Annotated in this window: 38 protein-coding genes and 1 tRNA gene; 9 read left to right on the forward strand and 30 right to left on the reverse strand. The window is 35.9% G+C overall.

What is annotated here, in order from left to right; translation table 11 throughout:
* Nucleotides 1–12 precede the first annotated feature (12 nt).
* Nucleotides 13–357, reverse strand: a complete 345-nt coding sequence (locus tag C5L23_RS07495; RefSeq protein WP_010008525.1) for a hypothetical protein — start codon at nt 355–357, stop codon at nt 13–15.
* A gap of 931 nt (nt 358–1,288) precedes the next feature.
* Complete coding sequence (locus tag C5L23_RS07500) at nt 1,289–2,113, reverse strand: VanW family protein (protein WP_010008527.1); 825 nt, start codon at nt 2,111–2,113, stop codon at nt 1,289–1,291.
* Nucleotides 2,114–2,341: 228 nt separating this feature from the next.
* Here C5L23_RS07500 and C5L23_RS07505 point away from each other — a divergent pair, with 228 nt between their 5' ends.
* The 3 genes from C5L23_RS07505 to C5L23_RS07515 all read left to right on the forward strand — a co-directional run bounded on the left by C5L23_RS07505 (nt 2,342) and on the right by C5L23_RS07515 (nt 4,126).
* Complete coding sequence (locus tag C5L23_RS07505; protein WP_010008528.1) at nt 2,342–2,851, forward strand: ClbS/DfsB family four-helix bundle protein; 510 nt, start codon at nt 2,342–2,344, stop codon at nt 2,849–2,851.
* Between the two features lie 231 nt (nt 2,852–3,082).
* On the forward strand, nt 3,083–3,445 hold the full coding sequence (locus C5L23_RS07510; RefSeq protein WP_133264616.1) for a hypothetical protein: 363 nt from the start codon (nt 3,083–3,085) through the stop codon (nt 3,443–3,445).
* A gap of 66 nt (nt 3,446–3,511) precedes the next feature.
* Nucleotides 3,512–4,126, forward strand: a complete 615-nt coding sequence (locus C5L23_RS07515; protein WP_010008530.1) for a Type 1 glutamine amidotransferase-like domain-containing protein — start codon at nt 3,512–3,514, stop codon at nt 4,124–4,126.
* Between the two features lie 175 nt (nt 4,127–4,301).
* Here C5L23_RS07515 and C5L23_RS07520 read toward each other — a convergent pair whose 3' ends face one another.
* The 14 genes from C5L23_RS07520 to C5L23_RS07590 form a co-directional block, all read right to left on the reverse strand.
* Nucleotides 4,302–4,547, reverse strand: coding sequence for a hypothetical protein (locus C5L23_RS07520; protein WP_010008531.1), 246 nt, complete (start codon nt 4,545–4,547; stop codon nt 4,302–4,304).
* Between the two features lie 277 nt (nt 4,548–4,824).
* Nucleotides 4,825–5,946 carry a tyrosine-type recombinase/integrase gene (locus C5L23_RS07525; RefSeq protein ID WP_010008532.1) on the reverse strand — a complete coding sequence of 374 codons (1,122 nt, stop codon included), beginning with the start codon at nt 5,944–5,946 and terminating at the stop codon, nt 4,825–4,827.
* Nucleotides 5,947–6,086: 140 nt separating this feature from the next.
* The gene (locus tag C5L23_RS07530) at nt 6,087–6,287 is read right to left on the reverse strand and encodes a hypothetical protein (RefSeq protein WP_010008533.1); all 201 of its coding nucleotides are present in this window, start codon (nt 6,285–6,287) and stop codon (nt 6,087–6,089) included.
* Nucleotides 6,284–6,691 (reverse strand): hypothetical protein, encoded by a 408-nt coding sequence (locus C5L23_RS07535; RefSeq protein ID WP_010008534.1) that lies wholly within the window; start codon nt 6,689–6,691, stop codon nt 6,284–6,286. The genes C5L23_RS07530 and C5L23_RS07535 overlap by 4 nt, the downstream gene beginning before the upstream one ends.
* 62 nt (nt 6,692–6,753) lie before the next feature.
* Complete coding sequence (locus C5L23_RS07540; protein WP_010008535.1) at nt 6,754–7,098, reverse strand: hypothetical protein; 345 nt, start codon at nt 7,096–7,098, stop codon at nt 6,754–6,756.
* Complete coding sequence (locus C5L23_RS07545; RefSeq protein WP_133264618.1) at nt 7,095–7,589, reverse strand: hypothetical protein; 495 nt, start codon at nt 7,587–7,589, stop codon at nt 7,095–7,097. The genes C5L23_RS07540 and C5L23_RS07545 overlap by 4 nt, the downstream gene beginning before the upstream one ends.
* 166 nt (nt 7,590–7,755) lie before the next feature.
* Entirely contained in the window at nt 7,756–9,183 is a 1,428-nt protein-coding gene (locus tag C5L23_RS07550; RefSeq protein ID WP_010008537.1) for a DUF5906 domain-containing protein, read from the reverse strand.
* A complete protein-coding gene (locus C5L23_RS07555) occupies nt 9,170–9,988 on the reverse strand; it encodes a bifunctional DNA primase/polymerase (RefSeq protein WP_010008538.1) in 819 nt (272 codons plus the stop codon). The genes C5L23_RS07550 and C5L23_RS07555 overlap by 14 nt, the downstream gene beginning before the upstream one ends.
* Entirely contained in the window at nt 9,985–10,275 is a 291-nt protein-coding gene (locus C5L23_RS07560; protein WP_010008539.1) for a hypothetical protein, read from the reverse strand. The genes C5L23_RS07555 and C5L23_RS07560 overlap by 4 nt, the downstream gene beginning before the upstream one ends.
* Nucleotides 10,276–10,280: 5 nt before the next feature.
* A complete protein-coding gene (locus tag C5L23_RS07565; RefSeq protein WP_133264619.1) occupies nt 10,281–10,598 on the reverse strand; it encodes a MarR family transcriptional regulator in 318 nt (105 codons plus the stop codon).
* A 384-nt stretch (nt 10,599–10,982) separates the two neighbouring features.
* Nucleotides 10,983–11,144 carry a hypothetical protein gene (locus C5L23_RS07575; RefSeq protein WP_010008541.1) on the reverse strand — a complete coding sequence of 54 codons (162 nt, stop codon included), beginning with the start codon at nt 11,142–11,144 and terminating at the stop codon, nt 10,983–10,985.
* 106 nt (nt 11,145–11,250) lie between these two features.
* Nucleotides 11,251–11,511 carry a hypothetical protein gene (locus C5L23_RS07580; protein ID WP_010008543.1) on the reverse strand — a complete coding sequence of 87 codons (261 nt, stop codon included), beginning with the start codon at nt 11,509–11,511 and terminating at the stop codon, nt 11,251–11,253.
* 10 nt (nt 11,512–11,521) lie between these two features.
* Nucleotides 11,522–12,004 (reverse strand): BRO-N domain-containing protein, encoded by a 483-nt coding sequence (locus tag C5L23_RS07585; RefSeq protein ID WP_010008544.1) that lies wholly within the window; start codon nt 12,002–12,004, stop codon nt 11,522–11,524.
* A gap of 53 nt (nt 12,005–12,057) precedes the next feature.
* Nucleotides 12,058–12,675, reverse strand: a complete 618-nt coding sequence (locus tag C5L23_RS07590; protein WP_010008545.1) for a Rha family transcriptional regulator — start codon at nt 12,673–12,675, stop codon at nt 12,058–12,060.
* 220 nt (nt 12,676–12,895) lie between these two features.
* On the opposite strand from C5L23_RS07590, the gene C5L23_RS07595 reads away from it, so the two are divergent.
* The 5 genes from C5L23_RS07595 to C5L23_RS07610 all read left to right on the forward strand — a co-directional run bounded on the left by C5L23_RS07595 (nt 12,896) and on the right by C5L23_RS07610 (nt 15,667).
* Nucleotides 12,896–13,264 carry a helix-turn-helix domain-containing protein gene (locus tag C5L23_RS07595; protein ID WP_133264621.1) on the forward strand — a complete coding sequence of 123 codons (369 nt, stop codon included), beginning with the start codon at nt 12,896–12,898 and terminating at the stop codon, nt 13,262–13,264.
* Nucleotides 13,265–13,696, forward strand: a complete 432-nt coding sequence (locus C5L23_RS07600) for an ImmA/IrrE family metallo-endopeptidase (RefSeq protein ID WP_010008547.1) — start codon at nt 13,265–13,267, stop codon at nt 13,694–13,696.
* A gap of 234 nt (nt 13,697–13,930) precedes the next feature.
* Entirely contained in the window at nt 13,931–14,098 is a 168-nt protein-coding gene (locus C5L23_RS08540; RefSeq protein WP_010008549.1) for a hypothetical protein, read from the forward strand.
* Nucleotides 14,099–14,386: 288 nt separating this feature from the next.
* Entirely contained in the window at nt 14,387–14,752 is a 366-nt protein-coding gene (locus C5L23_RS07605; RefSeq protein ID WP_133264623.1) for a DUF1304 domain-containing protein, read from the forward strand.
* 348 nt (nt 14,753–15,100) lie between these two features.
* Nucleotides 15,101–15,667: a hypothetical protein gene (locus C5L23_RS07610; RefSeq protein WP_010008552.1), complete on the forward strand. Its 567-nt coding sequence runs from the start codon at nt 15,101–15,103 to the stop codon at nt 15,665–15,667.
* Between the two features lie 249 nt (nt 15,668–15,916).
* On the opposite strand, the gene arsC is transcribed toward C5L23_RS07610, so the two are convergent.
* From arsC to C5L23_RS07630, 4 genes are all read right to left on the reverse strand, one after another.
* Nucleotides 15,917–16,327, reverse strand: coding sequence for an arsenate reductase (thioredoxin) (gene arsC / locus C5L23_RS07615; protein ID WP_029508719.1), 411 nt, complete (start codon nt 16,325–16,327; stop codon nt 15,917–15,919).
* A gap of 354 nt (nt 16,328–16,681) precedes the next feature.
* The gene (locus tag C5L23_RS07620; protein ID WP_010008555.1) at nt 16,682–17,644 is read right to left on the reverse strand and encodes a cation:proton antiporter; all 963 of its coding nucleotides are present in this window, start codon (nt 17,642–17,644) and stop codon (nt 16,682–16,684) included.
* A gap of 125 nt (nt 17,645–17,769) precedes the next feature.
* On the reverse strand, nt 17,770–18,108 hold the full coding sequence (locus C5L23_RS07625; protein ID WP_010008556.1) for a hypothetical protein: 339 nt from the start codon (nt 18,106–18,108) through the stop codon (nt 17,770–17,772).
* A 260-nt stretch (nt 18,109–18,368) separates the two neighbouring features.
* Nucleotides 18,369–18,442, reverse strand: a tRNA-Arg gene (locus C5L23_RS07630).
* Nucleotides 18,443–18,551: 109 nt separating this feature from the next.
* On the opposite strand from C5L23_RS07630, the gene C5L23_RS07635 reads away from it, so the two are divergent.
* A complete protein-coding gene (locus tag C5L23_RS07635; protein ID WP_010008557.1) occupies nt 18,552–19,076 on the forward strand; it encodes a hypothetical protein in 525 nt (174 codons plus the stop codon).
* Nucleotides 19,077–19,106: 30 nt separating this feature from the next.
* Here C5L23_RS07635 and recN read toward each other — a convergent pair whose 3' ends face one another.
* From recN to C5L23_RS07685, 10 genes are all read right to left on the reverse strand, one after another.
* The gene (gene recN, locus C5L23_RS07640) at nt 19,107–20,786 is read right to left on the reverse strand and encodes a DNA repair protein RecN (protein WP_010008559.1); all 1,680 of its coding nucleotides are present in this window, start codon (nt 20,784–20,786) and stop codon (nt 19,107–19,109) included.
* A 43-nt stretch (nt 20,787–20,829) separates the two neighbouring features.
* The gene (locus C5L23_RS07645; protein WP_133264625.1) at nt 20,830–21,285 is read right to left on the reverse strand and encodes an arginine repressor; all 456 of its coding nucleotides are present in this window, start codon (nt 21,283–21,285) and stop codon (nt 20,830–20,832) included.
* Entirely contained in the window at nt 21,278–22,111 is an 834-nt protein-coding gene (locus C5L23_RS07650; protein ID WP_010008564.1) for a TlyA family RNA methyltransferase, read from the reverse strand. Before C5L23_RS07650 ends, C5L23_RS07645 begins: the two co-directional genes overlap by 8 nt.
* A gap of 6 nt (nt 22,112–22,117) precedes the next feature.
* Nucleotides 22,118–22,996: a polyprenyl synthetase family protein gene (locus C5L23_RS07655; RefSeq protein ID WP_010008565.1), complete on the reverse strand. Its 879-nt coding sequence runs from the start codon at nt 22,994–22,996 to the stop codon at nt 22,118–22,120.
* Nucleotides 22,989–23,210 (reverse strand): exodeoxyribonuclease VII small subunit, encoded by a 222-nt coding sequence (locus C5L23_RS07660; protein WP_010008566.1) that lies wholly within the window; start codon nt 23,208–23,210, stop codon nt 22,989–22,991. The genes C5L23_RS07655 and C5L23_RS07660 overlap by 8 nt, the downstream gene beginning before the upstream one ends.
* On the reverse strand, nt 23,191–24,489 hold the full coding sequence (gene xseA, locus C5L23_RS07665; RefSeq protein WP_133264627.1) for an exodeoxyribonuclease VII large subunit: 1,299 nt from the start codon (nt 24,487–24,489) through the stop codon (nt 23,191–23,193). Before xseA ends, C5L23_RS07660 begins: the two co-directional genes overlap by 20 nt.
* Nucleotides 24,490–24,564: 75 nt before the next feature.
* Nucleotides 24,565–24,972, reverse strand: coding sequence for a transcription antitermination factor NusB (gene nusB, locus C5L23_RS07670; protein ID WP_133264629.1), 408 nt, complete (start codon nt 24,970–24,972; stop codon nt 24,565–24,567).
* Nucleotides 24,972–25,430 (reverse strand): Asp23/Gls24 family envelope stress response protein, encoded by a 459-nt coding sequence (locus tag C5L23_RS07675; RefSeq protein ID WP_010008567.1) that lies wholly within the window; start codon nt 25,428–25,430, stop codon nt 24,972–24,974. The genes nusB and C5L23_RS07675 overlap by 1 nt, the downstream gene beginning before the upstream one ends.
* A 123-nt stretch (nt 25,431–25,553) precedes the next feature.
* Nucleotides 25,554–26,117: an elongation factor P gene (gene efp / locus C5L23_RS07680; protein ID WP_010008568.1), complete on the reverse strand. Its 564-nt coding sequence runs from the start codon at nt 26,115–26,117 to the stop codon at nt 25,554–25,556.
* Nucleotides 26,118–26,218: 101 nt separating this feature from the next.
* A complete protein-coding gene (locus C5L23_RS07685; protein ID WP_033192958.1) occupies nt 26,219–26,692 on the reverse strand; it encodes a MarR family winged helix-turn-helix transcriptional regulator in 474 nt (157 codons plus the stop codon).
* Between the last annotated feature and the right edge of the window lie 29 nt (nt 26,693–26,721).

A 26,721-nucleotide genomic window follows, 5' to 3' on the forward strand; every position in this document is an offset into this window, starting at 1 on the left:
AATAGATGTTAATTAACATCTTTCAAATAATGTGGTTTCGTTTGTCTTTAATTGTAGATAATCAACTTTGTCGAGTGATAATAAAACATTTTTACTATCAAATAATTCATTATCAAATTTTTCAAGTACCATTTGGTTTTGATTAAAACTTTTAACAAATCCAATTAAAAAGTCGTCGCCACTTTTGACAAGAATGAGATGTCGATTCTTAATTGTTGTGCTGATAATTTGAGTCAAAAATACTTCATCCTGATCAATTGCCAACTGTAAATTAAATGGGTTAAAATTATCATGCTGTTCTTGATATGCAACGAATGAACGCATCATGTCAAGATATTTGGATTGCTCAGCTAACATGTACAATATCTTGCTTTCTTATCCATCTAAAGGAATCATGCCGCCCTACGCTGTCAATTGATTGGATGACAACTTCATTGTCATTATTGAATGCAATATCGCCAACTAAAAAACTATTACTATCAAATCGTGTGTAAATTTCATTTAAATACATGGTTGTTCCCTTTTTATAAAGTAAGCATATTTTTTGAATGAGATACCGTTCTTTATCGCGTTAATTAACTGACCTCAAAAATTTATTATATCAATATTTTTATCCATCGAACGCAATTTAGTCCAATACTTCAATCATTATTTACAATAAATCATTTATTAGTAATATCGCATACCCCTCAAACTTAATCACTGTGTTTTAAACACCGACGTGGTAATATTTAGTGGTGAAGTGTTTATTGTTAATGACTCGGTTACTCAACTTTTTAACTTTTTTACACTTCCAAGGCTGGAGTATATGCTTCAGTCTTTTTATTTTCTGAAAATTAACATTATTTTTCAGAAAGTGGTATTATGAAGTTGCAAGTAGATCTCTCCTTTAAAAATTTATTATGAGATTTTTTTACCAAATGTATTTACTTGCACACCAATATAATTTTTTAATAACGATATATTTCACTCCCATTATTGATGTATGACTGACCAGTCTTGAAATATCGTTTTTAAAATGTTATTTTGGTTTTTATTTTTAACTTAATCAAGATACGATATATTAATCATATTCAAATGATTAATCATTTGAATAATTGAATCAGAATACACACTATCTTAAGTTACAATCCTTAAATCCATCGTGTATCTCTGATTCTTTTTTGTTGCTCATAACAATTATTTTTCACTGTAGATGCTACTACAGCTCGTTTACCTATGGGAATCTCATATTTAATTTGTAAATAAAAAAGCAGTCTATCCAATTTTAATAGACTACTTTTTTATATTACTGGCCCTGAGTAATGACATTTAAATGGCTCGTGTCATACGCAACTCTAGCATGATTAGTCTGTATTAGCCTTTTATCCAATAAATTATGGTCTTTATCGTAGTGATACTGATATATTTCACCACACCTATAAACCATAGCACCCTCTTTTATAAACTTCTCATTAACCATTTTAATTTCATAATTGTCTTCTTGTGGTTGAGAGACATATAGTTCACCATGTAAATGTGTATCACCAACATAAGTCACTAATTGATATGTAGAGTTGGTATTATTTTTAAACCTATAATCTAAATAATTATAAACGATAGATGTTCCACTGCCAAAAGGTACCTGTCGATCAGAGTCAGGAAACATATCCACTTGCTCATGATGATACTTTTCAACGATATCTAGCGGTGTATGTAGTATCATCCAATGTATCAAATTACTAAATTGACACAGACCACCGCCGGTTCCTTTCTTGAGTTCGCCATCGTTAGCTACCATTAATCCCATTTTGTAACCATCATTTTCTGTACACCGTCCCACCAAATGCCAAAACGAAAAGGTTTCACCCGGCCTAATTAACACATGATTTACTCTTGGCGCTGCAATATTCAAATTAGCTACTTTTGCTTCTTCAACAGGAAGCGGAACTTTACGTAACCTGCGTCGCATCAACGATTGATGACTAAAAACCAAATACGGCAATTGCTCGTCAGATTTTTCTTCTGATAATTTTTTCCTTATTCTATCTAATATTTTACGCTTTAAAATATGTCCTTCGTACGATATTTTATAAGTCAAAGGCGAAATTTCACAAAATAACTTCCTATTCATACTACTCTCCATTATCTCCACATTAAATTACGGGTAAATGTTAACACACATGTAGAAATAGTTGTAAGCGCATTCATTTTCTTAACATTTTCATAATAAAAAATTATACTAATTACTCCCATTTTGTTGCTCATAACATGATTCACGCTTGCCTTTATTGCCTTTATTTAACTTTAAGTACCTTTGGCCATTTGATATGATATATGTATATTTAAGGAGGATTTAAAGATGCAATCATACTCAAATAAAGATGAATTAATTCAAGCCATTCAAACAAGCTATCAAAAATACATTGAAGAATTTAAGAATATTCCTAATGATTTGAAAGATAAACGTGTTGAGACAGTAGATCGGACTCCCGCTGAAAACCTTGCCTATCAAATTGGATGGATTACTGCTTTATTGAATTGGGAAAATGACGAAATGGCGGGAAAAGAGGTCTTCGTGCCTGCTAAGGGTTACAAATGGAATAACTTAGGTGGCTTGTATCAATCTTTCTATCAAACATACAGTGGCCATTCCTTGCCAGAATTAATCGACTTACTGACGTTACGCGTAACAGAGCTATGCAATTTGGTAGAAAAGCTACCTGCTGATATTCTTTTTGAACCAAACCATCGTCGATGGGCCACAATAAACGCACAATGGCCCGTCTGGAAATGGGTTCATATCAACTCTGTAGCACCCTTTAAAACATTCAGAACTAAAATCCGTAAATGGAAGAAGGCTGTTATTTAAAAACCAGCTACGAATTAGCGAGGACCCGGTTTCCGTATCATAGCGTGTTTTAGTATATTCATGTCAGTTGAAGCCGTTTAGAAGAATATATAAATGGAGAACATATAAATTATTAAGAAAAGTAAATCATCAATAAAATTATGGGAATTTTGGTTTTTCATTTTTTCCATAATACTTGTTTCTATCACTGGGGTATCTTATCCAATTTTTATGAACAGCAGTATTCAGAATATGTTCACAGTCGGTCAGTATCACTTAAATATTTTAAAATCACTATTTCCAATTTTAACTGTGTTCATGATGATAATATCAGAGATTTTATGGCTGGCCAAAAAAGATACAATCAGAAATCCCAATCAAGTGTTAAGTACTTCTCAAGTAAAATGGTTACTATTTTCAATATCTGTTTTATTTGTACTGGTTATTTTTTTCACAACTCCATGGAAATGGGTAAATCCAATATTAACGGTGGTTAACACTATATGGATTCCACTTATCTGGAAAAAAAACAAAAGTAATGAAACTTTAACAAGTGGTAGCAAAACACTTACTATTAAATCTCGCAAATATAAAAAACCACTTCACTACAAATAAATACCCATACAGTCGCATACATAACACTCATACGCCTACCACTCAAAATATAATTGGAGATCAAACATGAAAAATATTTTATTAACTTCTTATTTTGCGGGTACCATTCGGCAATTTAAGCAATTCATGGCTAACCAAAGCACTGAAATTACAAATATCCTATTCATTGATACTGCTAGTAAGGTTGAAGAATATACAGGATATATAGATGAAGCGTATAAAGCCTTATTGAATTTAAACTATACTATTGACACATTAGATATTTCAAATTCTGACAAAATCAAATCAAAAAATCAAATACAAAACGCGGATACGATTTTTATTGCAGGTGGTAATACTTTCTACCTCCTAGACAAACTAAAGTCTCAAAAGCTAGACAAATTACTTATCGATAAAATAAACACTGGTACGCCTTACATTGGTGAGTCAGCCGGTGCAATTATACTATCACCAGATATTACTTATATCCAAGAACTGGACGATGCTAGTTTTGCGCCTAATTTGAATACATATACTGGGCTTGGCATAACTGATTTCAGCATTTTACCACACTATCTTGATAAACCTTTTGAAAATGAAACTAGCACTATATTTAACAAATACCATGACAAACTAGACCTCATCACCTTAAATAATCAAGAAACCATATCGATTTCAAACGATCAGTTAATACTGAATTAGCTTATCAGTTGCAACACATAGATAAATATTTTTAGTTGTATATTTAATAAAAGAAATAAAAAAGCACTCACAGAGTGCATACATATATACCAAACGTTCAGACTTACATTTTTATGAGTTACGCATTTCCAACTATCTCAAAGAGTTTTGATTTAGATTGCGTTTTTTATTAAGATTATCTATTTTGCTTATATTTGTCTAACATTAAATACAATACCGCTAACGTCGTGACCAAAGAAATAAAGAAATTAATATTAGCATCTATTTTGACCGTAATCCATACCACGAACACGCATATGTATAGTAAATAATCCCACCAGGCTAGTTTAATATTACTGTATTTATAGCGTTTAAAGACTAAGAAACAACCACCTGTCACCAACATGACGATAACTAGCCAATAAATAATATTCAATATCATATGTATGTTCCCCTCACACTATTAGTAATTCTTATGCATTCACTGATTGCTATATTAAGCAATATGTTCTTGCCAGAAACAGCTAATAATTTTTAACATTTATAGATTATTTCATTCAATCCAAAAATATCACAAAAAGCCAAGTAAATATTGTAATATCAAGGTTTAAAAAAGCCACGCTATCAGTTTTTGATAGAGTGGCTAAATATGCACTGAGGGGGAGTTTATCCAGCCTTAATATACCAACGTTTCAGGCGTTTTGTACCTACTTTAGTACCTATCCTATAATACCAGAAAGTATTGATCCCGCCTCATCACTGGCTCTCTTGGTAATATCACTATAAACATTTAACGTTATAGATGCATCAGCATGACCTAAATATGTTTGGACTTGTTTAACTGTAGCACCTCTATCCAAAGCCAATGTTGCCCAAGTATGTCGTAACTTGTGCATGGATAAGCCCACTGCTACGTTATATTTATTGCTGACATCATGCAACCACTTATTCGGTCGTAAAATCTGTAATGTGTGCCCTTCATGATTAAATACATAATCATTAATCTCTTTATAGGCAGTATATTCATACCATTCAGACAATACGGCCAACATCTTATTATCTATTTTTAGTGTTCGCCTACTTGTTCTTGATTTAGGTTCTTTAACATACGTACCGCCATTTAGTCCTCTACCTAAAGCTTGGACCACACTAATATAGCCGTTATCAAAATCAACAGACTGCCATTGTAGTGCTAATAACTCTTCGGTACGCATACCAGTGAACGCGCCCAATCGTAATAACGTGTAAGCTTGTTTATTAATCAATCGATATTGACTATCTAAAACATCAATAAATCTTTTAAACTCATCAATATCCATAAATTGCTTGGGCTTATCAAGCCTTCGCCTCTCCTTTGGCAAATCAATTTTGGTAAAAGGATCAACAGCAATCATGTCCATCTTTAACGCCAAACTTAATAGTCGTCTAAAGGAGTTAATCACTACTCTATAACGTAATAGCTTACTTTGTAATGTGTTAACATATAGTTGTAATTGTATTGGCTTAATATCTGAAACCAGTACATCCCCCCAATCGGGTAATATATGCAATGCAAAGAGATTCATTGTCTTTCTTAAGGTACTCTCTTCTACCGTCCGTTGGTAGGCATCTATCCATATATCATACAGCGCTTTAACCGTTAATACGGTTGGGCGTTCTTTTTTATTATATTTACTTTCACCATTATAAAATAAGACACTCTCGTTATTAAACCATTGTTGCGCACGACGCTTATTAGCAAAACCACGCTTTTTAACTCGGACCTTCTGGTCATCATTCATTAAATAGCCGTTTACTTCCCAAACCTTTCCTTTGGGTGTATTCACTTGTTGTAACTTCATCAATCCTATCCCTCTATCTTCAAGCGAGTAGGCTATGTACAGGGATAAATAAAAAAGCATGGGCTTTTACAAGTTCACACGCTTCATTATTCCACACTGTTACGATCTACTCACCGGTCTTAAGTAATTTTTAAACTCTATTAGCCATAATAATGCTTAATAGCTTCATCTATTTCTTGACTATCATATCTAACGCCATGGTCCGTAGGATAAGCTTTTACCCTACCTGTCTTAACGTAATAATTGATGAAGGTATTATCCGCCACACCAGCATATTTATGTGCTTGAGACCGTTTTAGCCATCTTGGCCATAACTGGGGATGTTCTGTGCTTGATGTCATATTTTTCCTTTCCAAATTTCTTGTATGAGTTGGTTAACATACCTATCTACACCCATTTTATTGATGGCTTTAATTGCCCACGCTAACTCTAATCTACTTTTATGAACGAGATACATTGTTACAGACTGTGATACATAAACATCAAATCGCTTATAGTACTTATTAGCATTAACATTAGCTGTCCGTTTACTAGCCATAGGGTGGGTTTCAAGATAAGCTCTTGTTTTATTGCCATGTGTTGTATATTCCACAATAAATCTCATTGCTTTATGTGTAATAAGTTTGCGTTTAATTAATTCACTTGTAACCAGTTCATGAACATAAACATAAAACATGCTACTTTCTCGCTCTGCATACGTTTTTTCTCGTGGTTTTAAATGAGCCATGTATTGGTAAATATCCATAACACTTCCTTACTAGTAAAAGCAATGTTCCAATTTTAATGTTTATCTGTTAATTATTGCTATTACTTCAATCCTCGCAACTCCATATCAACCTCGAGCTTAATCTGTTCACTACGTGACTTACTAGCTTCTTGCTGATATGTTGCCATAATCTCTTGTAATTGTTCTGTCGTTGGTTGTATTTTTACAAAATCATTCTGTTTGAAACGTTCAAAATCATAACCTAAGGCATTGAGCATCAACTCTAGCATGTTTGTCTTATGCTTCAACATCTCATATTGATAATCTTGAATAACATTTAGATTGCTTTGTTTAAGATTACGCTCTACCAAATACTTAGCATGTCTATGCTGTTCAATAATATAGCCAATTAATGCTAAGAATATGGTCACAATTATTATTTTCATTGCATGACCTCACTTTCATACTTTGCTTTTACTTCCTCAAATACTTGGTCTGCTTCATCTATTTTTTTCTTGTTAGCGTCATGCTCTTTTAAAATAGATTCTTTTTCCATACTATTAATAACTCGTTGACTATTATCTCCGTTGATTATTCTTTCAACGTCATAACCCTGCATTCGCAACAACATTTCTGCTGTATTTGCTTGAAACTTTGCATGTAGCTTGGCATTCTCGTTTAATTTCGAATAGTAACTCATAAACCTGGCTGACTGTCTCATTTTTCCAAATTGATATTGCTGTCTTAGAATAATGGCTACCAATACTACAAATATAAAGCCTATTAAATAGTTCATTTCATCCCCTTTTCGGTTGTTTTCTCCTGATTTTGTTATCCGTACCAAAAATATACCCCATGATGTGCCTCTTTTTTTCGAGTTATGTCGCCTGTAACCCTTGATATGACTGACTTTTATTTTTTGTGTCGAATGTGCCAACTTTTTTTCATACTACGCACTATATATACGTTTATTTATTTTTTTAATGAAAAGTATAGGAACAAATGGAACATTGGGACAAACCCTTACATATCAAGGGTTACAGCGTTTCACTTTTGGAGTTATCTAGGTACGTTTCTGGTTCGTGTTTTTTTGCATATTTTGCTTAGTCACTAAAATATTTATTCAAATTTAAACCATCCCAACTCCAAACTGGATTATCTGTTTCAGTGGCTGATTGATGTTTTCTTGTCTTAACCTTGGTGTAACCTAATTGCTCCATTTTTACATTAAACTGTTTACGTTGTATTTTTGAGTTTATGCCATTCTCTGATAACCATAACTCGAACAATTCCCACGTTTGCACCACGGTAGCACCGCCACCAAAGTCAATCTCGGTGTCTTGTACGGCGTCTTTCAAAAACATAGTTACTAAGTCTTGGCGTTCTAACCATTCACGTGTTGCTGTCTCAATCTCATCACTGGTTGAAAACTTACCCCGTTGTTTTGCTTGCTGATAGGCTGTTAACACACTATACGCAAACGCACCAACTTCCTTAACGGCTTGTTTTTCATCCCACAATAACGCTCGTTTGGCTTGTTCCTGTGGTCGTTCTCTAGCTCTGGGCGCTGTCACTGGTACAATCTTGATACGTTGTGATAATGCTACGTTGACCGCTATATTAGGTGTCTGGTTTGCGCCAAACAGTAACAAAGCGTAGAATTTCAAACTCAATGCGTCTGCGTTCTTGGCTTCAACATCTATCTTGTCGCCACCGGACAAGCTCCTTAAGGTATCTGGTACTTCAATGCGTGTGTCTGGCAAGTCCAAATGAATATTACTCAACTTCTCAAATAATCCAATCAGTCCAAATCTTGCACTCTTGCCGTTACTGCCTGCGATTGTGTCCATATCCTTTGCGACAATATTTTTAGTTCCTAACAACGGGAACACAATACTATCAAAAAAGTAACTTTTACCCGTGCCACCCATTTCATCCACAATGATTGCAATGGTATTAAAAGTCTTATACTCGGGGATAAAGGCATATCCTAACAACTCTTTGATAAACTGCCACGAGTTACCAAACAAGTAACTGCCCCACTCTTCAATATTATTTGCTTGTCCGTCCTTGTTGATGTCAATATCATGCCCGTTAACCAAATAATGTGATTGCTGATTAGGTGTGATATTCCCTGTCTCAATCTCATAAGTCCCATTTTTAAACGCTATGATATCAGTGCGCTGGTCTTCAAACGGGTTGTGTTCACTAATCGTTTGAATAAGCGTTGTTTTGCTCACATCTTGCATGCGCTTCACATTGTAAGCGTGGTATTGTTTCAACTTTTCCAATGCTTCACGTTCAATATAAGCCCTTGCTGATTTCTCTGTTAGGTTTTCCCATGATATGCCATTGTATTTGTAATATCTAATGCTACCGTTAAAAGGAACGCCTAGAACTGGACTATCTTTGATGATTGCTTCACTCAATTTTAAGGTGTCAATGCCTTTAACATCCCCGTTGTCGTTCACGTGTAGCCAATCAGGTACGTTCTGACTTGTTGGCAATGCTGTTGTATCAATCTCTGCCATATTCACTCATCCTTGCTCGCTTTTTCTCCTCACGTCTTCTAGCGCTCATATACACGGTATTTAATTCATGGTCAGGTAATGGTTCGTTACTCCGTTCATTAACTGTTTGCATAATGTCGTAAATGTATTGTGGTGTCACATCAATGGCAAACAGATAACCTGCTAAACTCATGGCTTGATTGTTTCGCTCTCCTGTATCAAAACCGTTTATCGTCATTTCCCACCTGTCTGCAAGGCTGTATTTTGCTTTGTAAGTATTATTAGGTCTATCAGTACCCAAATCATTTACTAAGTCATAAACCCACTGTGGTACTGGCTTAATTTTGTCAAAAGCAGTGATTTGTCGATATTGCCCCTCATCAATCATGGACGGTGCCACTGTAACACCAGTCTCTGATAAAACATCCACACCCTTAATAGCATTGATCACATGCTTAGGCTTAATTTGTCCGTTGGGGATGAGATAAAAGGCATGTAACCCGCCTGTAGGTGTCCGCTTTATGTAAGTATCTTGTATCGTATCCGGCTCAATGTGATGTGTTTTAAACCATGCCAAGATACTAGCCATACCGTTATGTTCATGCTTATCAATATCCACAACAACTAGATTACTCTTTGATAAATCTATCCCAACATTGCCATTTTGATAGTCTGAGTGGCGTTTGATCCAGTCTTTTAACTCAACCCACTTGTTAAAGCTATTATGAAAGCCACCCGCAATGCCGTTGTGTTTCTGATTAGGTAATGCCATGAAGACATACGCACCAGCTTGTTGATACTGCTTGATATGTTCCCATTTATTCATCGCTGTGCCTTTTCTAGTAACACCACTGCTTTATTCAAGTATTTATCCAACATTGTGATAGCAACTTCTGATTTGCTAATCTCGCCTCCTAGGTAATCGGATTTAACCAAATCGCGATTGATTGCATGCTGATTATCATTAATTCGACTTAAATAATCAGTCATACCTTGTGCATATTCTAGTAATACTTGCGCATCATCATTAATATCTTGAAAAGCTGTTTGATTTGCTGCTGCCTTTTCGGCATTCAATGTCTCAACTAAATCTGCTAACGTTCCTTTGGCCATAATTATTAAACCCTCGCAAATCTTTCTTCATGTTTTAGCAAGGCATTAATAATAGCCTGCTGACTATTAACACTCTTTTGTAACGTGTTAACCGTTTCCCAAAATTCATTACTCGTCACAATGAGATACATCCCACCATGTGCTTGACGGTTACTCCCAATCAGATAACCCCGTTTACGTAAATCAGCTACAACATCACTGACACGCTTTTTATTGATATGCAAGAGATAGGCTAGTTTCTCTAATGTAATGGCTTGTGAGCGCCCTGCGGGCAAGGTATTGAGTATTTGGTTCTCAATATTTTTTAAATTTTCGTCTTTCATGTTAAAATGTGTATAACAAAAGCTTTAAAAGGGCGTTTGTCGTTAGGTTCATCCACAACTTTGGTCGGTAGGGGATGTCCTTTTTTATTGCCCTTTTTCATACTTTGCTATCTCCTTTCTAATGCCTCACTTGAAACAAATCACGTTCAATGGCGATTATGTCATAAATAACCGTGCGATTATGCTTATGTGGTGTAATGATACCCTGACGTTTCCAACTCTTAACTGTTCCTAAACTAACATCAAAGTGTTTGGCAACCTGTTCAGCTCTCTTCCATACATGTGCTGATTGTCCATCTAATTAGCTTTGAATTATTTTCAACTCTGACATCAAATCATCATTAGTAACTGACATGTTTTCCCCTTTCTAAATCGAACTGCTGATTACCACCGATCAATAATTAAACACGTCACTGCCTTGTCCAAATGTTCATAGGCTGACATGATTTCTTCCTTGGCCAAAACATGCCGACTAACTGCATCACTGTTTGCAATCATTGGTAATGTTTCAAATAGCTTTTGTAACGTCTGTATATACATACTCATGACTAATGTCCATCCTTCACATTTCCACCAATGGTTACCCCTAATACAAAGGCGCCACCAACCAGAAGCAACAATACTAGAATTTCACCGATAAATGCCATGATGTTCATTGTTCATCATCCCCTAATTGTGCTTGACGTTCTAAACCACCTTGTGTGTTCTCGTTATCTTCCAAACGGTCATAATATTTGAGTTGCATCTCTTCCAAATCTTTCAACATGTTAATGACGGTTGGAGTTGTGATGTGGTCCCCTGCTTTCAAACTGTCAACCAATGAGAGAGCCAACGTTTCTTGGATGTCTGCCAATGCGCTATTAGTATCCTTAATAATTTGTGCCTCTGTGAATAATGCATTTGATACTGTCATGTTTTTCTCCTTATACCCACCCTTGGGCTTCTTGAAATGCTTTAAATTCTTCAAAATATTTAATCTGTTCAATTAACTTCGGTGTAGTGTCTGCTGTATTAAATTTAGGATAACTATTTGTTGCTTGTTTGGATTTAGGAACGTATTTTCCTGTTCTCAAAATCTGCGGAATTACTTCACTAGTAATGAAACGTTGAAACTTCTTCGCTTTAGGTTTTTTGCTGTGTAAAATCAAAGCATTAAACCCACTCTCGTTGATGATAGTTGCTTCCTGTAAACCACCACCCACTGACCCGTTTGTAAGGGTGTCAATTTTTGTGACCCCCTTATCTAATTTTGAAACATGATTTTTTATTGCTTGCCGTGAGTTGCTGTATCCCATAGCTTTCGTAACATCTCTAGCAACTAACCATGTCTTGTTTTGCAATAAAACAGCTCTAACGGGTACATCGTCAAAATAATTGACTGTTTGAACAACTTCTTGCCGTTGCATATTACTACCTCCTATCTCGTTGCTTTTAACGTGGTTCACTCTTGCACGTATTTTTAAATATCAGCAAATAATTTCGTTTTAATAGCTTGATAATCATTGCCATCTTGAATAAATAAGGCAATTTGTTGCTTAGTACGCTCTAGCCTTTCACTTTCATCTGATGTCAATGCACTTTGTGGGTCATCTGTGTGACGTTGCTCTTTAATTTGCTTAGGTGTCACGCCCAAAGCATACTTATACGCCAATCTGTGGTAGTTACTATAAGCGTACTTACTCGCTGGATAATGTGCTTTGATCACATCCCCAAAACTAATGTTCACTACTTTGTTGACTTGTCGGTGTATCTTTCGTTCATCCAGCTCTGATTTAATCTGATAGAAACTCTTAACTAATAACTTCTTAAACTCTTTAACTTTTGGTGTGTTATCTAGCAATGTGATTAAAAATGTTGCTTGTTGTTCGTTCAAGTGATAAATCTTTTTAGGTCGTCCACCGTTACCTTGAGTAGGTTTTACCATTTCAAATGGTAAAACTCCAAAGTCCTCAATATCTGTTATGTTGTTTCTAATTGCTTCATAAACTGATTTGTATTTAATTCCTGTGTACTCTGCTATAACTTCATTTGTTGTGTATGGCTCGTCTTGTAAGCCTTTGTAATATACTAGTTCCATGTTTTAATGTCCTCATTTGCCTTTAAATAGCCTTTCTTGTCTGGTATGATGTGTGTATATGTAGATTATTTACACATTTATTTGTTGTTTTTTTCTTCATTCGATGTTTTAATCATATATTTTGCAGATTTTTTCTGCAACGAACTTTATTGTTTCTTAATCTAGTTTTATTTTTAGTTAAGTTCTTTAATTTTTCTTAATATTTAATCGAGGTATTTTTATGTCTGTTACTGCTGACCGTATAAAAAAATTACGCAAACAAAAAAAGCTAACCCAACAAGGGCTAGCTGATAAAATTGAAGCATCTAGAGACACAATAACCAAATATGAAAATGCACGTAGCACCCCTACATTAGCCATGCTCTCACTGATTGCTGACGCTTTAGACACCACAGTAGAGTATTTACAAGGTAAGACAGACAACGCGCTTAAAACGTCTCATAATGGCTCTGATGATAGGGATGACAAAAAGTATGTCGATTTAAATGATGATGAGTTAATCATGTCTTTTGAGGGTAAAGAACTATCAGAGGACTATAAGCAAGCCATTATCGCAATGTTAAAAACTATGCGAGAGGGCAAAAAATAAATGTATGAATACCTCGACTACAGTTCACCACTTGAATACTTTGATGATGTTATTGTGAAATACAATGTTAAACGTTCAACTTATAATCAAATAAATGTCGTTGAAGTTCCTGGCCATGAATATGATCCTGATGTTGCATCCCCTTTTGACAATACAATCATCATTAACCCCAACTTTAAGACTAAGTTCTCACTGCCTTTTAGGAAGTTTCACGAGTTACAACACATTTTAAGTGGCGAACAACACAAAACATACGCGTTCTCACCTTTGGCCAAGAGTGACGCTGAAATAAATGCCAATGCCTATGCGCTAAAAATGCTTGCTGATTTCTACTTTGACGAAAGCACAGACAGATACAGCAAACTCTACGACTTCATGGCGTACTTTGGCATCCCTATGTCGCTTGAAAGTGCTGTGCGGAAGAATATATAAATGAAAGGTTGTTAATTATGTTTTCAGTTATTATAGACTTATTTCAATCAATAGTCGGGGCCTTTGCTAGTGGTAAAACCGTCGAGCAATATAAAAAGGATAAAGAGCAGGATAAAACGAAAAAATAGCTGTTTGTTTTAACAAGGGAACCTGCTCTGTGATACGCTTCCCTGTTCAAGCTATGGGCGGGGATGACATCCCCACTGACTGTTCAAACAAGCTAGGAGAGAAAACATGAAATTAACCAAGAAACATGTACTCATATTATTAGACATAGTCGCTGTACTATATCTAACTTTTGCATTGGTATTGCCACTGTTTAATATCGGTCATAGTTCAAATAGTCCGCTAATTGCATTGGCAACTATTTACCTAGCGATTTCAGCTATTTCATCAAAATAAAAAGCACTCAAAAAGTACGTAAATATTACGTGCAGAACCACGTTAAAAGCATTACGGGGATGTTGAACTATGAAAACACAACTTGTAAATGGTTACTGGTCAACTACAAGCTTCACTAACAGATTAAATACTGCTATAGCTGATCTAGAAGCAAACGGGCATGAAATTATCGAAGTGCAGTATAAAACACCCATATTTGCCTATTCCGCTATGATAATTTACAAATAATGCACTGCTTCAGTGCGTACATACGTGCCAGAACCACGTTAAAAGCAATAGGAGAGAAAAATGAGTTTAATAATCACTATTATTAGCCTTTTAGTTGCCGTAGAATTTCTATACATTATGTATTTAGAAACGTTTGCTACAACATCCCCAAAGACAGCCGACACGTTTAACATGTCAGAAACTGATTTACAAAGTAAAAAAATACAAACTTTGTTAAAAAATCAAGGTGTTTACAATGGTTTGATCGCAGTAGGTATAATTTATACACTGTTCTTCACACACAACTACCACAACAGCTTACTTGCTATTATGATCTATATTATTCTAGTAGCTTTGTATGGTAGTTTCTCATCTGGAGATAAGTCTATATTTTTCAAGCAAGGCACGCTGGCTGTCATTGTCGCAATACTATTATTAATAGTCTAATTTTATAAGCACTCACAGAGTGCGTACATACGTGCCAAGCGTTCACGTTAAAAATAATGTTCGTAAATTGATTATAACTATTAAGATGTCATTATTTTCATAATCTTTCACAAATACAGTATTGATTATTTTTAAAAACACGTCTAGTATAATACCCAACCGTGTCAGCTAAGCCTAGTTCATTGATCTTGTGGTCAATGAAATGCTCAAATGAGTTGGCCTTTTTTGTAACCAAGGTTACACGTTGTAACAACGTTTGTAACGCCTACCACATCAAGTATAATAGACATATACAATCAATTAAGGTTGCAACCGGTCACAAAATTTGCTTAATGATTTAGACAGTATATGCGTACAGTTACAGACTATAAACAACTAAATATAAAAAATGTTGTCTCTAATATTCACAGTGTTAAGGATTGCGTTAGATTCAATGACCATAAAGTGAAACTCACGACAACATTCCCTAATTATGGTGGTGTGCGTTATTGGCTTGTATGCCCTGTATGTGGTAAACGTAAAGGCACATTATATGATGTGAAGTCAGTAATGGCTTGTCGTAACTGTGCCAAACTATATTACCCACTGCAAGAAAATATCGTACAACGTGATAGTGTTTCACAATTCTTGTATTATGATCGTCTATTGTCTAAAGCTCGCACCGAACTGAACCCTAAATTTGAATGGGCCTTCTCAAGTTATTTAAGGTATGAGCCTATAACGTTATCACTCCACAATAAACCAAAAGGTATGCACTGGAGCACTTATAACAATAAAATTGAACACATTGATAAATTAATTAATAAAGCTCTATTACTTAGTCGTGTAATAAATATTGGCAAACAAAAAAATGCTGATGAGATAAGTAAACAATATGATGCTATCCTTAGTGAACAACAAACATATATAAAATAAAAAACCACGCTCCAGTTTCAATCTAGGACGTGGTTTTATTGTGTCTATTTTAACGCTATGAACGCCGTTTTAAGCGTTGTTAGTTGTTAATGGTATAAATAACACCATTTTATATTTAAGACGCTTATTCAACGTTATTATCGACTAATCAACTGAAATCTTGCTCTTTTAATGCGTCGTCAAGTTCTGGGTATTCGAGTATAATCTGCTTTTTTATGGTTTGACTAATTCTTTTTATTGGCTTTTTCATCAAACAAGATTCATTCTTAATTGGTGTACCAAAATCTGAATTTCATCACGTGTCTTTCTAAACTGACTTTGAATAACCTCTTCTGACCCTGTGGCACCAGCCGGGTCAGTTAATGGCCAATGCAACCTTTTAACATTGGCTGGAGTGACAGGACATTTATCATTGGCGTCACCACACAATGTAATCACATAGTCACAACTAAATAAAAAATCATCATCAATTAAATCAGACGTTTGATTAGATATATCAATTCCCGCCTCTGCCATGACACTTACAGCTCTTTGGTTTAATCCATGTTGTTCAATACCTGCACTCTTAATTATCCAGTTCTTAGGCATAATGTCTTTCGCAAATCCCTCTGCCATTTGACTGCGGCAGGAGTTTCCTGTGCACAAAAAGTAAATTTTCATTAATCCATTCCTTTAAACTTATAAAATACTATCCTAAAACTAATTATACTTGATACTCAATTAATAAACCTATTTTTGGAGTTATCACTAAAAATCATAAAAAGTTAGACTAGAATAGCAAGTTCCTATTTCTTTTTTGTCATGTAAATCTAACTTATTTGCATCAAATCGTTATAATAACGGCCAATGTTTGTGCTACCCCTAAACGCCTATTTTTGTTTAAAAATGCCTTTATATCAGTGTTTTACCACGTCAATATAGACACTTAAAAAGTTTTAATTTCTGCATTGTTAAGACTTCAGGACGCCACCTTGTGACGCTCCCTTCAGATATATAGAGGGCCGTCTAATAAGATTAGGTTCTGGAAAATAAGGGTTTCATCATAATCGGGGCTACTATGGTTGAAATAATAATGGCAATAATAAATTCTCCAGAAATGTCCTCATTAATAATATTTGCTGCGATACCTATCTGCGTTATAATTAGTGCCATTTCCCCTCTTGATACCATTCCGGCAGCGATTGCATTAGCTACCCTATAATTCAATCCAGATAACCGAGCACCAATGAAGGAACCCGCAAATTTTGTTATCACAGCTAACACACTAAATAGAATGATGGGTATGACTTTATTACCCAAACCTTGGATACTAACTTCTAAACCAATGGCACCAAAAAACACAGGATAGAAGAACCAACGACCTAACTGACTTGATACTTTAGATAAAATATCAGAGGCTGGTATTTTTCTTAATAAAATACCCAATATAAAAGCAATCAACGGCAATATGCTAGTAATACCTAATGTTCCGCCACCAATAAATATAGAAAACAGTGTCACTGCAACCAATGCAATAATATCATCTAAAACTGCCGCTGATAGAATAATAGCACCCATTGGGGTCCCGAGTTTCTTCTGCTCAGCAAGTACTGATAATGTAATTGATATAGATGTAGCCGAGAACACAACACCAGCAAACAATGAACTAATTAGACTATAACCAGATAATGCAAATACAATAGGGAATGCCACCATGGGTAACACAACACCTAATATAGCTATTATCGTAGAAGCCTTGATATGTTTTCGCATCTCCTTAATGTCTGATTCCATTCCAGAATTTAACATTAAAATAAAAATACCCACTTCTGATATTAGATGAATTAAATTTGTCGGATGCACAATGTTTAATAGACCTGCGCCTAAAATAATTCCTGATAATAATTGGCCTACTACCTCTGACATGCCTAGTTTTATTGATATCTTTCCCAATATCAGTGTTACTACAACCAGTAATAAAATTAATCCGTATACCATATTATCTCCTTAATAAAAAAGCTTCAAAAATCAATTAGTTCCCCGACTAATTCATTCTTGAAGCTTACGCCCAACCGATTTCATATTACACCTAAAGTATACCATTCTGAATTATTGCAGGCAAATCATGTATAAATATAGAATCGTTCTGGCTGTTTAATAGCTTCAACACGTTGCTTTAAGTCCGCATTCAGTGCCAATATTTTATTTGTCGGTGCTACGATATTGTAAAAATCGCCAAACGGTATGCCATCCCTATATTTTTTATAATACATCTCCTGTATTTCAGGGCTCTGCTCACTAAGAAAATCATCAATTACTTGCTTGACCTCTTCTACAAATTGTTTAGCTTCCCTACTGTACTTATTGTACTGTGATCTCATATCAAATAAATGTATCAGGGCATCAATTCTACCATCAAAATAGCTCCGTAGTAGATGCGCATAAGTCCTTTTTTGAGCCAATATAATCACCTCTAAATTGATATTATCATTGCATCCATTCTATCATCTAACGTCATAGCTTGACGAGGTCTAAAATTGATAAAAATAAGCAAATAAAAAACGGCTTAAATGCCGTTACACTGCCTACTCGCTTATTTAATTTAGTACCTGGAAAAGTACCTTTTTGCTTGAAATACTATGAAATGCAATGCAACGTTATTTTTTAGAAAAGGCGCTGTATCAGCTTTTTGATATCTCTTGAAACGTCTTGAAATCATTAATGCACTGAGGGGGAGTCGAACCCTCGACCTGCCGGGTAGAAACCGGCTGCTCTATCCAGCTGAGCTACCAGTGCGTACGAACAATATTTTACCATATATACTAGGCCTTCGCCACATGTTTTTAGTCTATATAATTGGTATACTGTATATAGTAGTATAAATACCATTTCAATGGAGATTCTTATGAGAAAAGCATTAATTGCACTTGGTGTCCTGGTCGTTGGTTTATTTATTGCTTTTATAACACTATATCAGCAACCAACCTATGCTGGCGTTTCGATGCCAAAATCCGATTATCGGCAACTTAAAACATCTAAGCAAAATATTTCTCAATTGCTTGATGATTTAGACCATTTTGATTATACAAAACCGACAACAATGGCTGCTGTTGAAAAAACAGGTACTAAAATTATTAAGCACAACAGTAAAAATCTAAGTGCGTCTGATGCTAAAGCTATGCGCGAAACACTTTACGGTCGCAATGGTATTATTTCTATCACTAAGAACGCCCAAAAAGGCAAGTATAATATCGACGCTAGTGTTGCTTCTCGTTTCCATGATAAATTTGAAGTATTAATCGAATTATCAGTCAATGCAATTAATAAAAGTTCCGCACAACGACAACGGATTGTTGACAAATTAAATAGTGAATTAAACATTGAATCGTCTATCTATCACATCGGTATTCAAGACGAAAACGAAAATTAAAAAGCACTGGTGCTATAAGCCCAGTGCTTTTTAATTTAGATGTTGGCTTTGCTGCCGTAAATCACGTGCATTAGCTAATGCTGTTTCACTAATATCATCCCCAGATAACATCATGGCAATAGCTTCTACTCGACTCGCTTCATCTAATGGTTTAACACGCGTCAACGTTCGATCATGCGTTGTTTCTTTTGCAATTAAGAAATGGTGTGTCGCTGCGGCGGCAACCTGAGGTAAATGTGTAATTGCCAGAACCTGAGAATCAGTAGCAATTGTTAGCATTTTTTTGGCAATCGCTTGAGCCACACGACCAGAAACACCCGTATCTGCTTCATCGAAAACAATTGAAATAATATGTTGTTGCTTAGCAAACGTTGTTTTTAATGCTAACATCAGACGTGCTGCTTCACCACCAGAAGCAATCTTCACTAATGGTGCCATCCCCTCACCAATATTGGTTTGTACATAAAATTCAACTTTATCAGTTCCTGTAGACAAAAAGCCTTTAATTGTATCAAAATGTACCGCAAATTCCGCACCGCTCATCAATAAATCTGACAATTGCTGATTCACATTTTTCTCCAGCTGATGCGCTACATTCTGTCTTGCATCACGTAATTTTATAGCGTGTGACTTCAACGTTAGCCTTAATGATTCGCGACGCTCTTGTAAATGCTCAATGTCCAAAACACCATTATCCATATCCGATAGTTCACGCGTAATTTTATCTTGAAATACTAAAATATCTTGAATCGTTGCACCATATTTTCGTTCAAGCGAATGGATTAGCTGCAAACGATCATCTATTCTAATTAATTCATTTTCATCATAAGTCAACTCACTCAGTTGCTCATCAACATCACGCCCCACTTCTTGTGCCGTATAATAGGCTTCCGATACCGTCTCTGATAGCTGCGCAAATGCTTCATCGTAGGTCGCAATTTCTTGTAATTGTTGCATGGCATCTGCTAATAAATCAACCGCACCGTGTTGCTCAGTATTTAATGTGTACTCAACATTTTGTAAACGGTCCGCGATCTTTTTATAATTGCTGAGTTTACTACGCGCATCTAATAACTTATCTTCTTCATCTGGTTGTAGGTTTGCTGCAGCAAGCTCTTCCTTTTGAAATTTTAGCAAATCTAAACGTTGCGCAATATCTTGTTGAGAGGTTTGGACTTTATGAATTTGCTGTGTTACCGTGCGAAATTCTTCAAATACGCCTTGATATGTTTGCTTAATCTTTTGTAAATCATCACCACCAAAAGCATCAAGCAACACCAAATGCTCATCATTATTCAAGAGTTGCTGTGTATCGTTTTGACCTTGAATATCCACCAAATAATGGCCGACCATAGCTAAAGTCTTCAAATTCACAAGCAAGCCATTAATACGAATTGTACTACGCCCATTAATATTAACTTCGCGATAAATAATCAGCTCTTGTTCACTTGTATCAATACCATTATTATCCAATAAATGACGTAATAAGGGATTGTTTGGCACGCTAAAAACAGCTTGTAGAGTTGCCTTACGAGCACCATGACGAACCATATCAGAACTAGCGCGGCCACCAGTTAGCAATGTCAATGCATCAATAATAATGGATTTTCCAGCACCTGTTTCACCGGTTAAAACGCTCATTCCCTTATCAAACTGTAGATCAACTTTTTCAATTATAGCGAAATTTTCAATAACTAAATTTTCAAGCATATCACGTTATTTTTGATATATAATCTATATCATTTCCCTTAAACTATTTTTCTAACATTTTTTGAATCATACTAATAGCTTGTTGTGCGGTATACCCGTCTTTCAATAATACGAGAACAGAATCATCATCGCTTATCGTACCAAAAATTTCAGGTAATTGTACTTGTTCTAGCAATTTGCTAACCAAGGGGCCGTTTCCAGGCTGTACTTTCATGAGTAGCATTTGCTTTTGGGCACGAACACTCAAAAATGATTGTTGCAACGCTCTTTTAAGCCGTTGTAAATGCGGTCGATCATTTTTTTGCGGTAAATGATAATGAAAGCCACCCTTTGAATTGGGTACTTTAACCAAACCTAACTCATTAATATCACGAGACACAGTAGCTTGAGTGATTTGTTCGCCAAGTGAGATAAAATGAGCCACAATATCTTCTTGTCGTCCAATTTTTTTAGCTTTAATTAAATCAAGTAGTGCTTTTTGGCGTACTTTTTTATTCATGAACCGGCTCCTGATTCAATTGATGATACGTTCTCTCTAAGAGCTGATCGATATTAATATCATCAGCTATTTGCGGATCATTATCACGTTGAATAACTGCCAAAAATTCAATATTCCCTTGCCCACCTTTTATGGGTGAATAAGTTAAATGACGAATACTAAAACCATGTTCAAGCATTAATTGCGTGACTTTTTCTAAGACTTCGCGATGAACCTTCGGGTCTTTGACAATACCATGTTTGCCAACTTTATCACGACCTGCTTCAAATTGTGGCTTAACCAAGGCAACGACATAGCCATCTTGTTTGATAATTTGTGCCAGAGGTGGCAAAATCAAGCCTAACGAAATAAACGATACATCAATCGTAGCAAATTCAGGCTGTCCAAACTTAAAATCTTCTAGCTTAGAATAGCGGAAATTGGTATTTTCCATAACTTTAACACGTTCATCATTGCGCAACTTCCATACCAATTGATTCGTACCAACATCCAAGGCATAAACACGTTGTGCGCCATTCTGTAAGGCAACATCTGTAAAACCACCTGTCGATGAACCGATATCTAATACTACTTTATTTGTCACTGAAAGCGCGTAATCTTGGATCGCTTTTTCTAATTTTAAACCGCCTCGTGAAACATATTTCAGTCGTTCCCCTTTAAGATGTAGCTCAGTTGTGACCGGAATTTTCTGTCCTGCCTTATCTAAGCGTTCTTCATTATGCCCTAAAATTTGGCCAGCCATAACCGCTCGTTTTGCTTGTTCACGTGACGTAAATAGGCCTTGTTGTACAAGTAATATATCAACACGCTCTTTTTCAATAGCCATGTTACATTAGTCTCCAATTAAATTTAAAAAGTCATTTAATAACGCAGGATCAAAAGTTGCAACATCAGTTTCGATCTGTTGCAATGCCTGCTGTGCGCGTTGCAAATAGTCATCACGTTGCGCACGTGATGCTTCAATGCCAATAATATGCGGTAAAGTACCAACTTCAGTATCAGAAGCTTGCGCTGTATCATCAATATCATCTTGAATCTGATAGGCAACGCCAAAACTATCACCAAATTGTCGTAAATGAGTTTGAACTGATCGCTGTTGTGCTAACATAGCCCCCGCCTCACTTGCATATGTGAGCAACGCTGCTGTTTTAGGGCGATGGACAGCGCTTAATAACCAATCAACACCAATATCAGCATTGTTATCATCCGTATTATTATGGTTACGCATGTCATTAACTTGCCCATAAACCATCCCATAACCACCCGCAAGCGCTGATAAGGCTTGTATTAAATCTAAACGTGTCTGCACATCTTCATTTGATCTAGAATCTGATAAAATTGCAAAAGCGCCAGTTAATAATGCATCGCCAACTAAAATACCATTAGCCTCACCAAACAAAGCATGCACGCTTGGCTTACCACGGCGCATTGTATCATTGTCCATTGCAGGCAAATCATCATGAACTAAGGAATAAGAATGTATCCATTCTACTGCCGAGGCTGCTTTTAAAATATCAGCCGTAATCGTACGACCAAAACTTTGCACTACAGCTAAAGTTAAGAGTGGTCGTAACCTTTTACCACCATTTAGAACAGCATACTTCATCATAGCGTTTAAATCTTCATCCAAAGTAGCCTGATTCAAGTCTTGTTCTAGCTGCTGATCAACTTTAGGTCGCCATTTATTTATAAATTTTTCTAATTCAGTCATTGGTTAGCTCTAAGTCTGTTAAATTACCGTCATCATCCATCACTTTTGCCAAAGTATCTTCAGCATCTTTTAAGGTTGCTTGTAAATCCTTAACAAGACCAATGCCGACTTGAAAATCTGACAGTGCACTTTCTAATGGGCGATCACCTTGCTCTAGTTGTGAAACAATTGTTTCAAGTTTTTCAAGTTTTTCTTCAAATGTTGGTGTTGCCATCTATTTCTTCCTTCTCAGTTAATTTGATTGTTGTTTTAGCATAACCATCCGCTAATCGTACCTGTACATCTTCACCGACATGCAGATCATCAATTGATTTTACAATTTTTTCTTGGTCACTCACAATAGCATAGCCTCTGGACAAGGTTTTTAGCGGACTAACCAAATCTAGCTTTGCACTTGCTAAATGTAATCTTTCTTGTGATGGTTTCAATAATTGTTGGCGCAATTGACGTTCACGATTAAGCATTGTGGTAACAGCCTGTTGTGCATAGGTTACACGTTGATTCATTGTACGAACGATTGCTTGTGATAAATTATCGACACGTTGATTATATCCAGTATATAAACGATCCGGTTGTTGAAAAATGACATGTTGCTTGATACGTTGGATACGTTGCTTTTTTTCTGCTAGGTGTCGCCGCAAAATATTGATTTGGCGAATTTTTAGTTCATAAATACGCTCTTGAATTTGTTGCTTCGTTAATGGTGTTGCAATCTCTGCTGCTGCTGTGGGCGTTGCCGCACGACGATCTGCAACAAAATCAGCTAATGTCGTGTCCGTCTCATGTCCTACCGAACTAATAATTGGCAAATTAGCATTAGCAATTGTCCTCGCCAACGTCTCGTCATTAAAAGCCCATAAATCTTCAATTGATCCACCACCACGACCAACAATCAATGTGTCATATTCTGCCATAGCATCAATCTTCAAAATTTGTGCTGTGACATTTTCTGCCGCGCCAGCGCCTTGAACCTTTGCCGGAAACAATACAACCTGTGCGCTTGGGTAGCGGCGTTGTACGGTCCGAGCAATATCTTCAATAACTGCGCCAGTTGGAGAAGTTATGACTGCTATTTTTTTGGGAAAACGCGGAATAGCTTGCTTGGGTAAATCAAACAAACCCTCTTGTTTCAACTTTTTCTTTAATTGTTCATAAGCCAAGAAAAGTTCGCCGACACCATCTGGCGACATTTGTTCCAAAATAATTGAATAGCTACCATTCGGCTCATATAGTTGAACACGACCAATAGCATTTATTTTCATGCCCTCTTCTGGTTTGAATTTTAGTCGCTTTTCGTACGAAAACATAGCAGCACTTATTACTGCATTACCGTTAGGGTCTTTAATTGAAAAATATAAATGTCGCCCTCGACGGCGACCCATGTTGGATATTTCACCCGTTACATACACTTGTGCTAAATAAGGATCAGCATCAAATTTTCTTTTCAAATAAGCGGTTAGTGCGCTTACTGATAAGTATTGGTTATTTGCCATTGTTCACCTCAAGTCTTCTCAACAATTATACCAATCGAAACTGTATATATACAAAAAAAATCGCATAATTGCGATTTATTCTTCAACTGGTGCAAAATGTTTCAAGACACCATTTACAAATTTTCGATCCTTTTCATCAGCAAATGTTTTGGCCAACTCAACCGCCTCATCAATAGCGACTTTATAAGGCACGGCTTCAACAGTAGTCAATTCATATATTGCCAAGCGCAAGATAACCAAATCAGCTTTATTAATTCGGTTAAGCGCCCATGTTGGTGCTAAATGCGATGAAATTTTTTCGTCTAGTTCTGCTTTGGTTCCCAAAACGCCATTAACTAAACTTGGTAAATAATCATCAAAACTTTTACCATCTAATACTATTTCATACAGACTATCAATGCTATTATTCGTCGGATCTTTTTCTAACGCGAATAGAATTTGAAATGCTGCTTGTCTTGATGCGTGACGTGATAATTTCGCCATTAATCTTTTGACCCCATATCATCTTCCCCAAATAAATTATTTGGATCAATTGTACTAACACGCTTATCTGGGATAATACCACTAACGTGTACATTGACTTGAGTGACTGTTAAATCAGTCATTGACGCAATTTGTGATTTAATTGCACTTTGAATATTCAAAGCAACTTTAGGCACTGCCACACCATATTCTAAGAAGACATAAGCATCAATGATAAGTCCTTGTAGCGCTTGGTGCAATACAACACCCTTACCTCGAGCCGTAGCACCAAATAATCGTGTGAATTTATCAGATAACTTACCACGCATTGAATAAACACCGCTAACTTCTTGTGTCGCAATTTGTGCAATCACTTCAATCACTTCTGGTGTGATTTGTGTTGTACCTGTATCTTCTTCAGACTCTGCTAACAAAATATTACGCATGTCTTGCTTGCTGTGTTTTGTTTCTTTTGCCATTGATGTCCTCCTCGATTGGTGTGAAAAATAAAAAGTTCCGCTAAGCGAAACTTTACGTTTAAAACAAACGTGATCGCCAACGTTGAATAAAATAACTAAATTGACCACATTTTAAGCATGTACTTAGGCGCGACCCTTATAAGTACCACCATCAGTAGTATTTACAATAATCTTTTCACCAGAATTAACAAAATCAGGAACTGTAATGACGGCACCAGTTTCTAATGTTGCAGGCTTTCCTGAACCAGTTGCTGTTGCACCCTTGATGCCAGGTTGTGTTTCAGTGATTTCCAAAATAACCGTTGATGGTAGTTCAATATCTAAAATTTCACCTTGATAAGTTGTTACCTTAACTTCAGCATTCTCAAGCAAGAACTTAAGTGCGTCCTTGATGTGATCATCAGGGATAGATACTTGATCATATGTTTCAGTATCCATGAATACACGTGAATCACCGTCAGCGTACAAATATTGCATTGGACGTGTCGTAATTTCAGCTTGTTCAAACTTATCACCAGGACGGAAAGTGACTTCGTTAACTGCACCAGTACGCAAGTTCTTCAACTTAGAACGGACGAACGCTGCGCCCTTACCAGGTTTAACGTGTTGGAACTCCAATACACGCCAAATTGAGTTGTTATACTCAATCGTCAAACCAGTCTTTAAATCGTTCATGCCAATTGCCATGATATCAATTCCTCTTTAAATTATAAATTAGTATTATTATACCAGAAAGTTGCCTATATATTTTAGACAAACAACGAATTATTTTAACATATATTTTGTGTTCATTCAATACTATCGGTCTTATTTTTAAGTTGCGGTTGCACAATCAAATGATCAAATTTACTTAACAAATCAAGTAATTGCCGTGATTCATTTCTACCAAAAATATTGACCCAACGGCTGAAACGCTCATTAACTGCTGACAAAATTTTTCGGTTAACGGCCCGACCACTATCTGTCACAACTAATATAACACGTCGTCGATCATCTTTATCAACCTCTTGTTTTAAATATTGTTGTTCCAACAACGGCTTGAGTTGGCGTGCAACAGCCCCCTTTGTCACATTGCGCTCAAGTGCAATACGTGTCATTGTCGTTGCTTCTTGGCTATTGACGACCTCATTTAAAATTAACCATTGTTCAAAAGAAACACCATATTGACTCGTTGGTTGTGAAATTAATTCTTCAATGTGTTTTAAAGCGGACATGTAAATGTCAATTGCACTAAACATTAAATCTTCATGTTCATTCATCATATTGGTTGTTATTTAGCCTCCTCTATATA

The sequence above is a fragment of the Leuconostoc fallax genome (genome assembly GCF_004354645.1).
GTDB classification, from domain to species: domain Bacteria; phylum Bacillota; class Bacilli; order Lactobacillales; family Lactobacillaceae; genus Leuconostoc_B; species Leuconostoc_B fallax.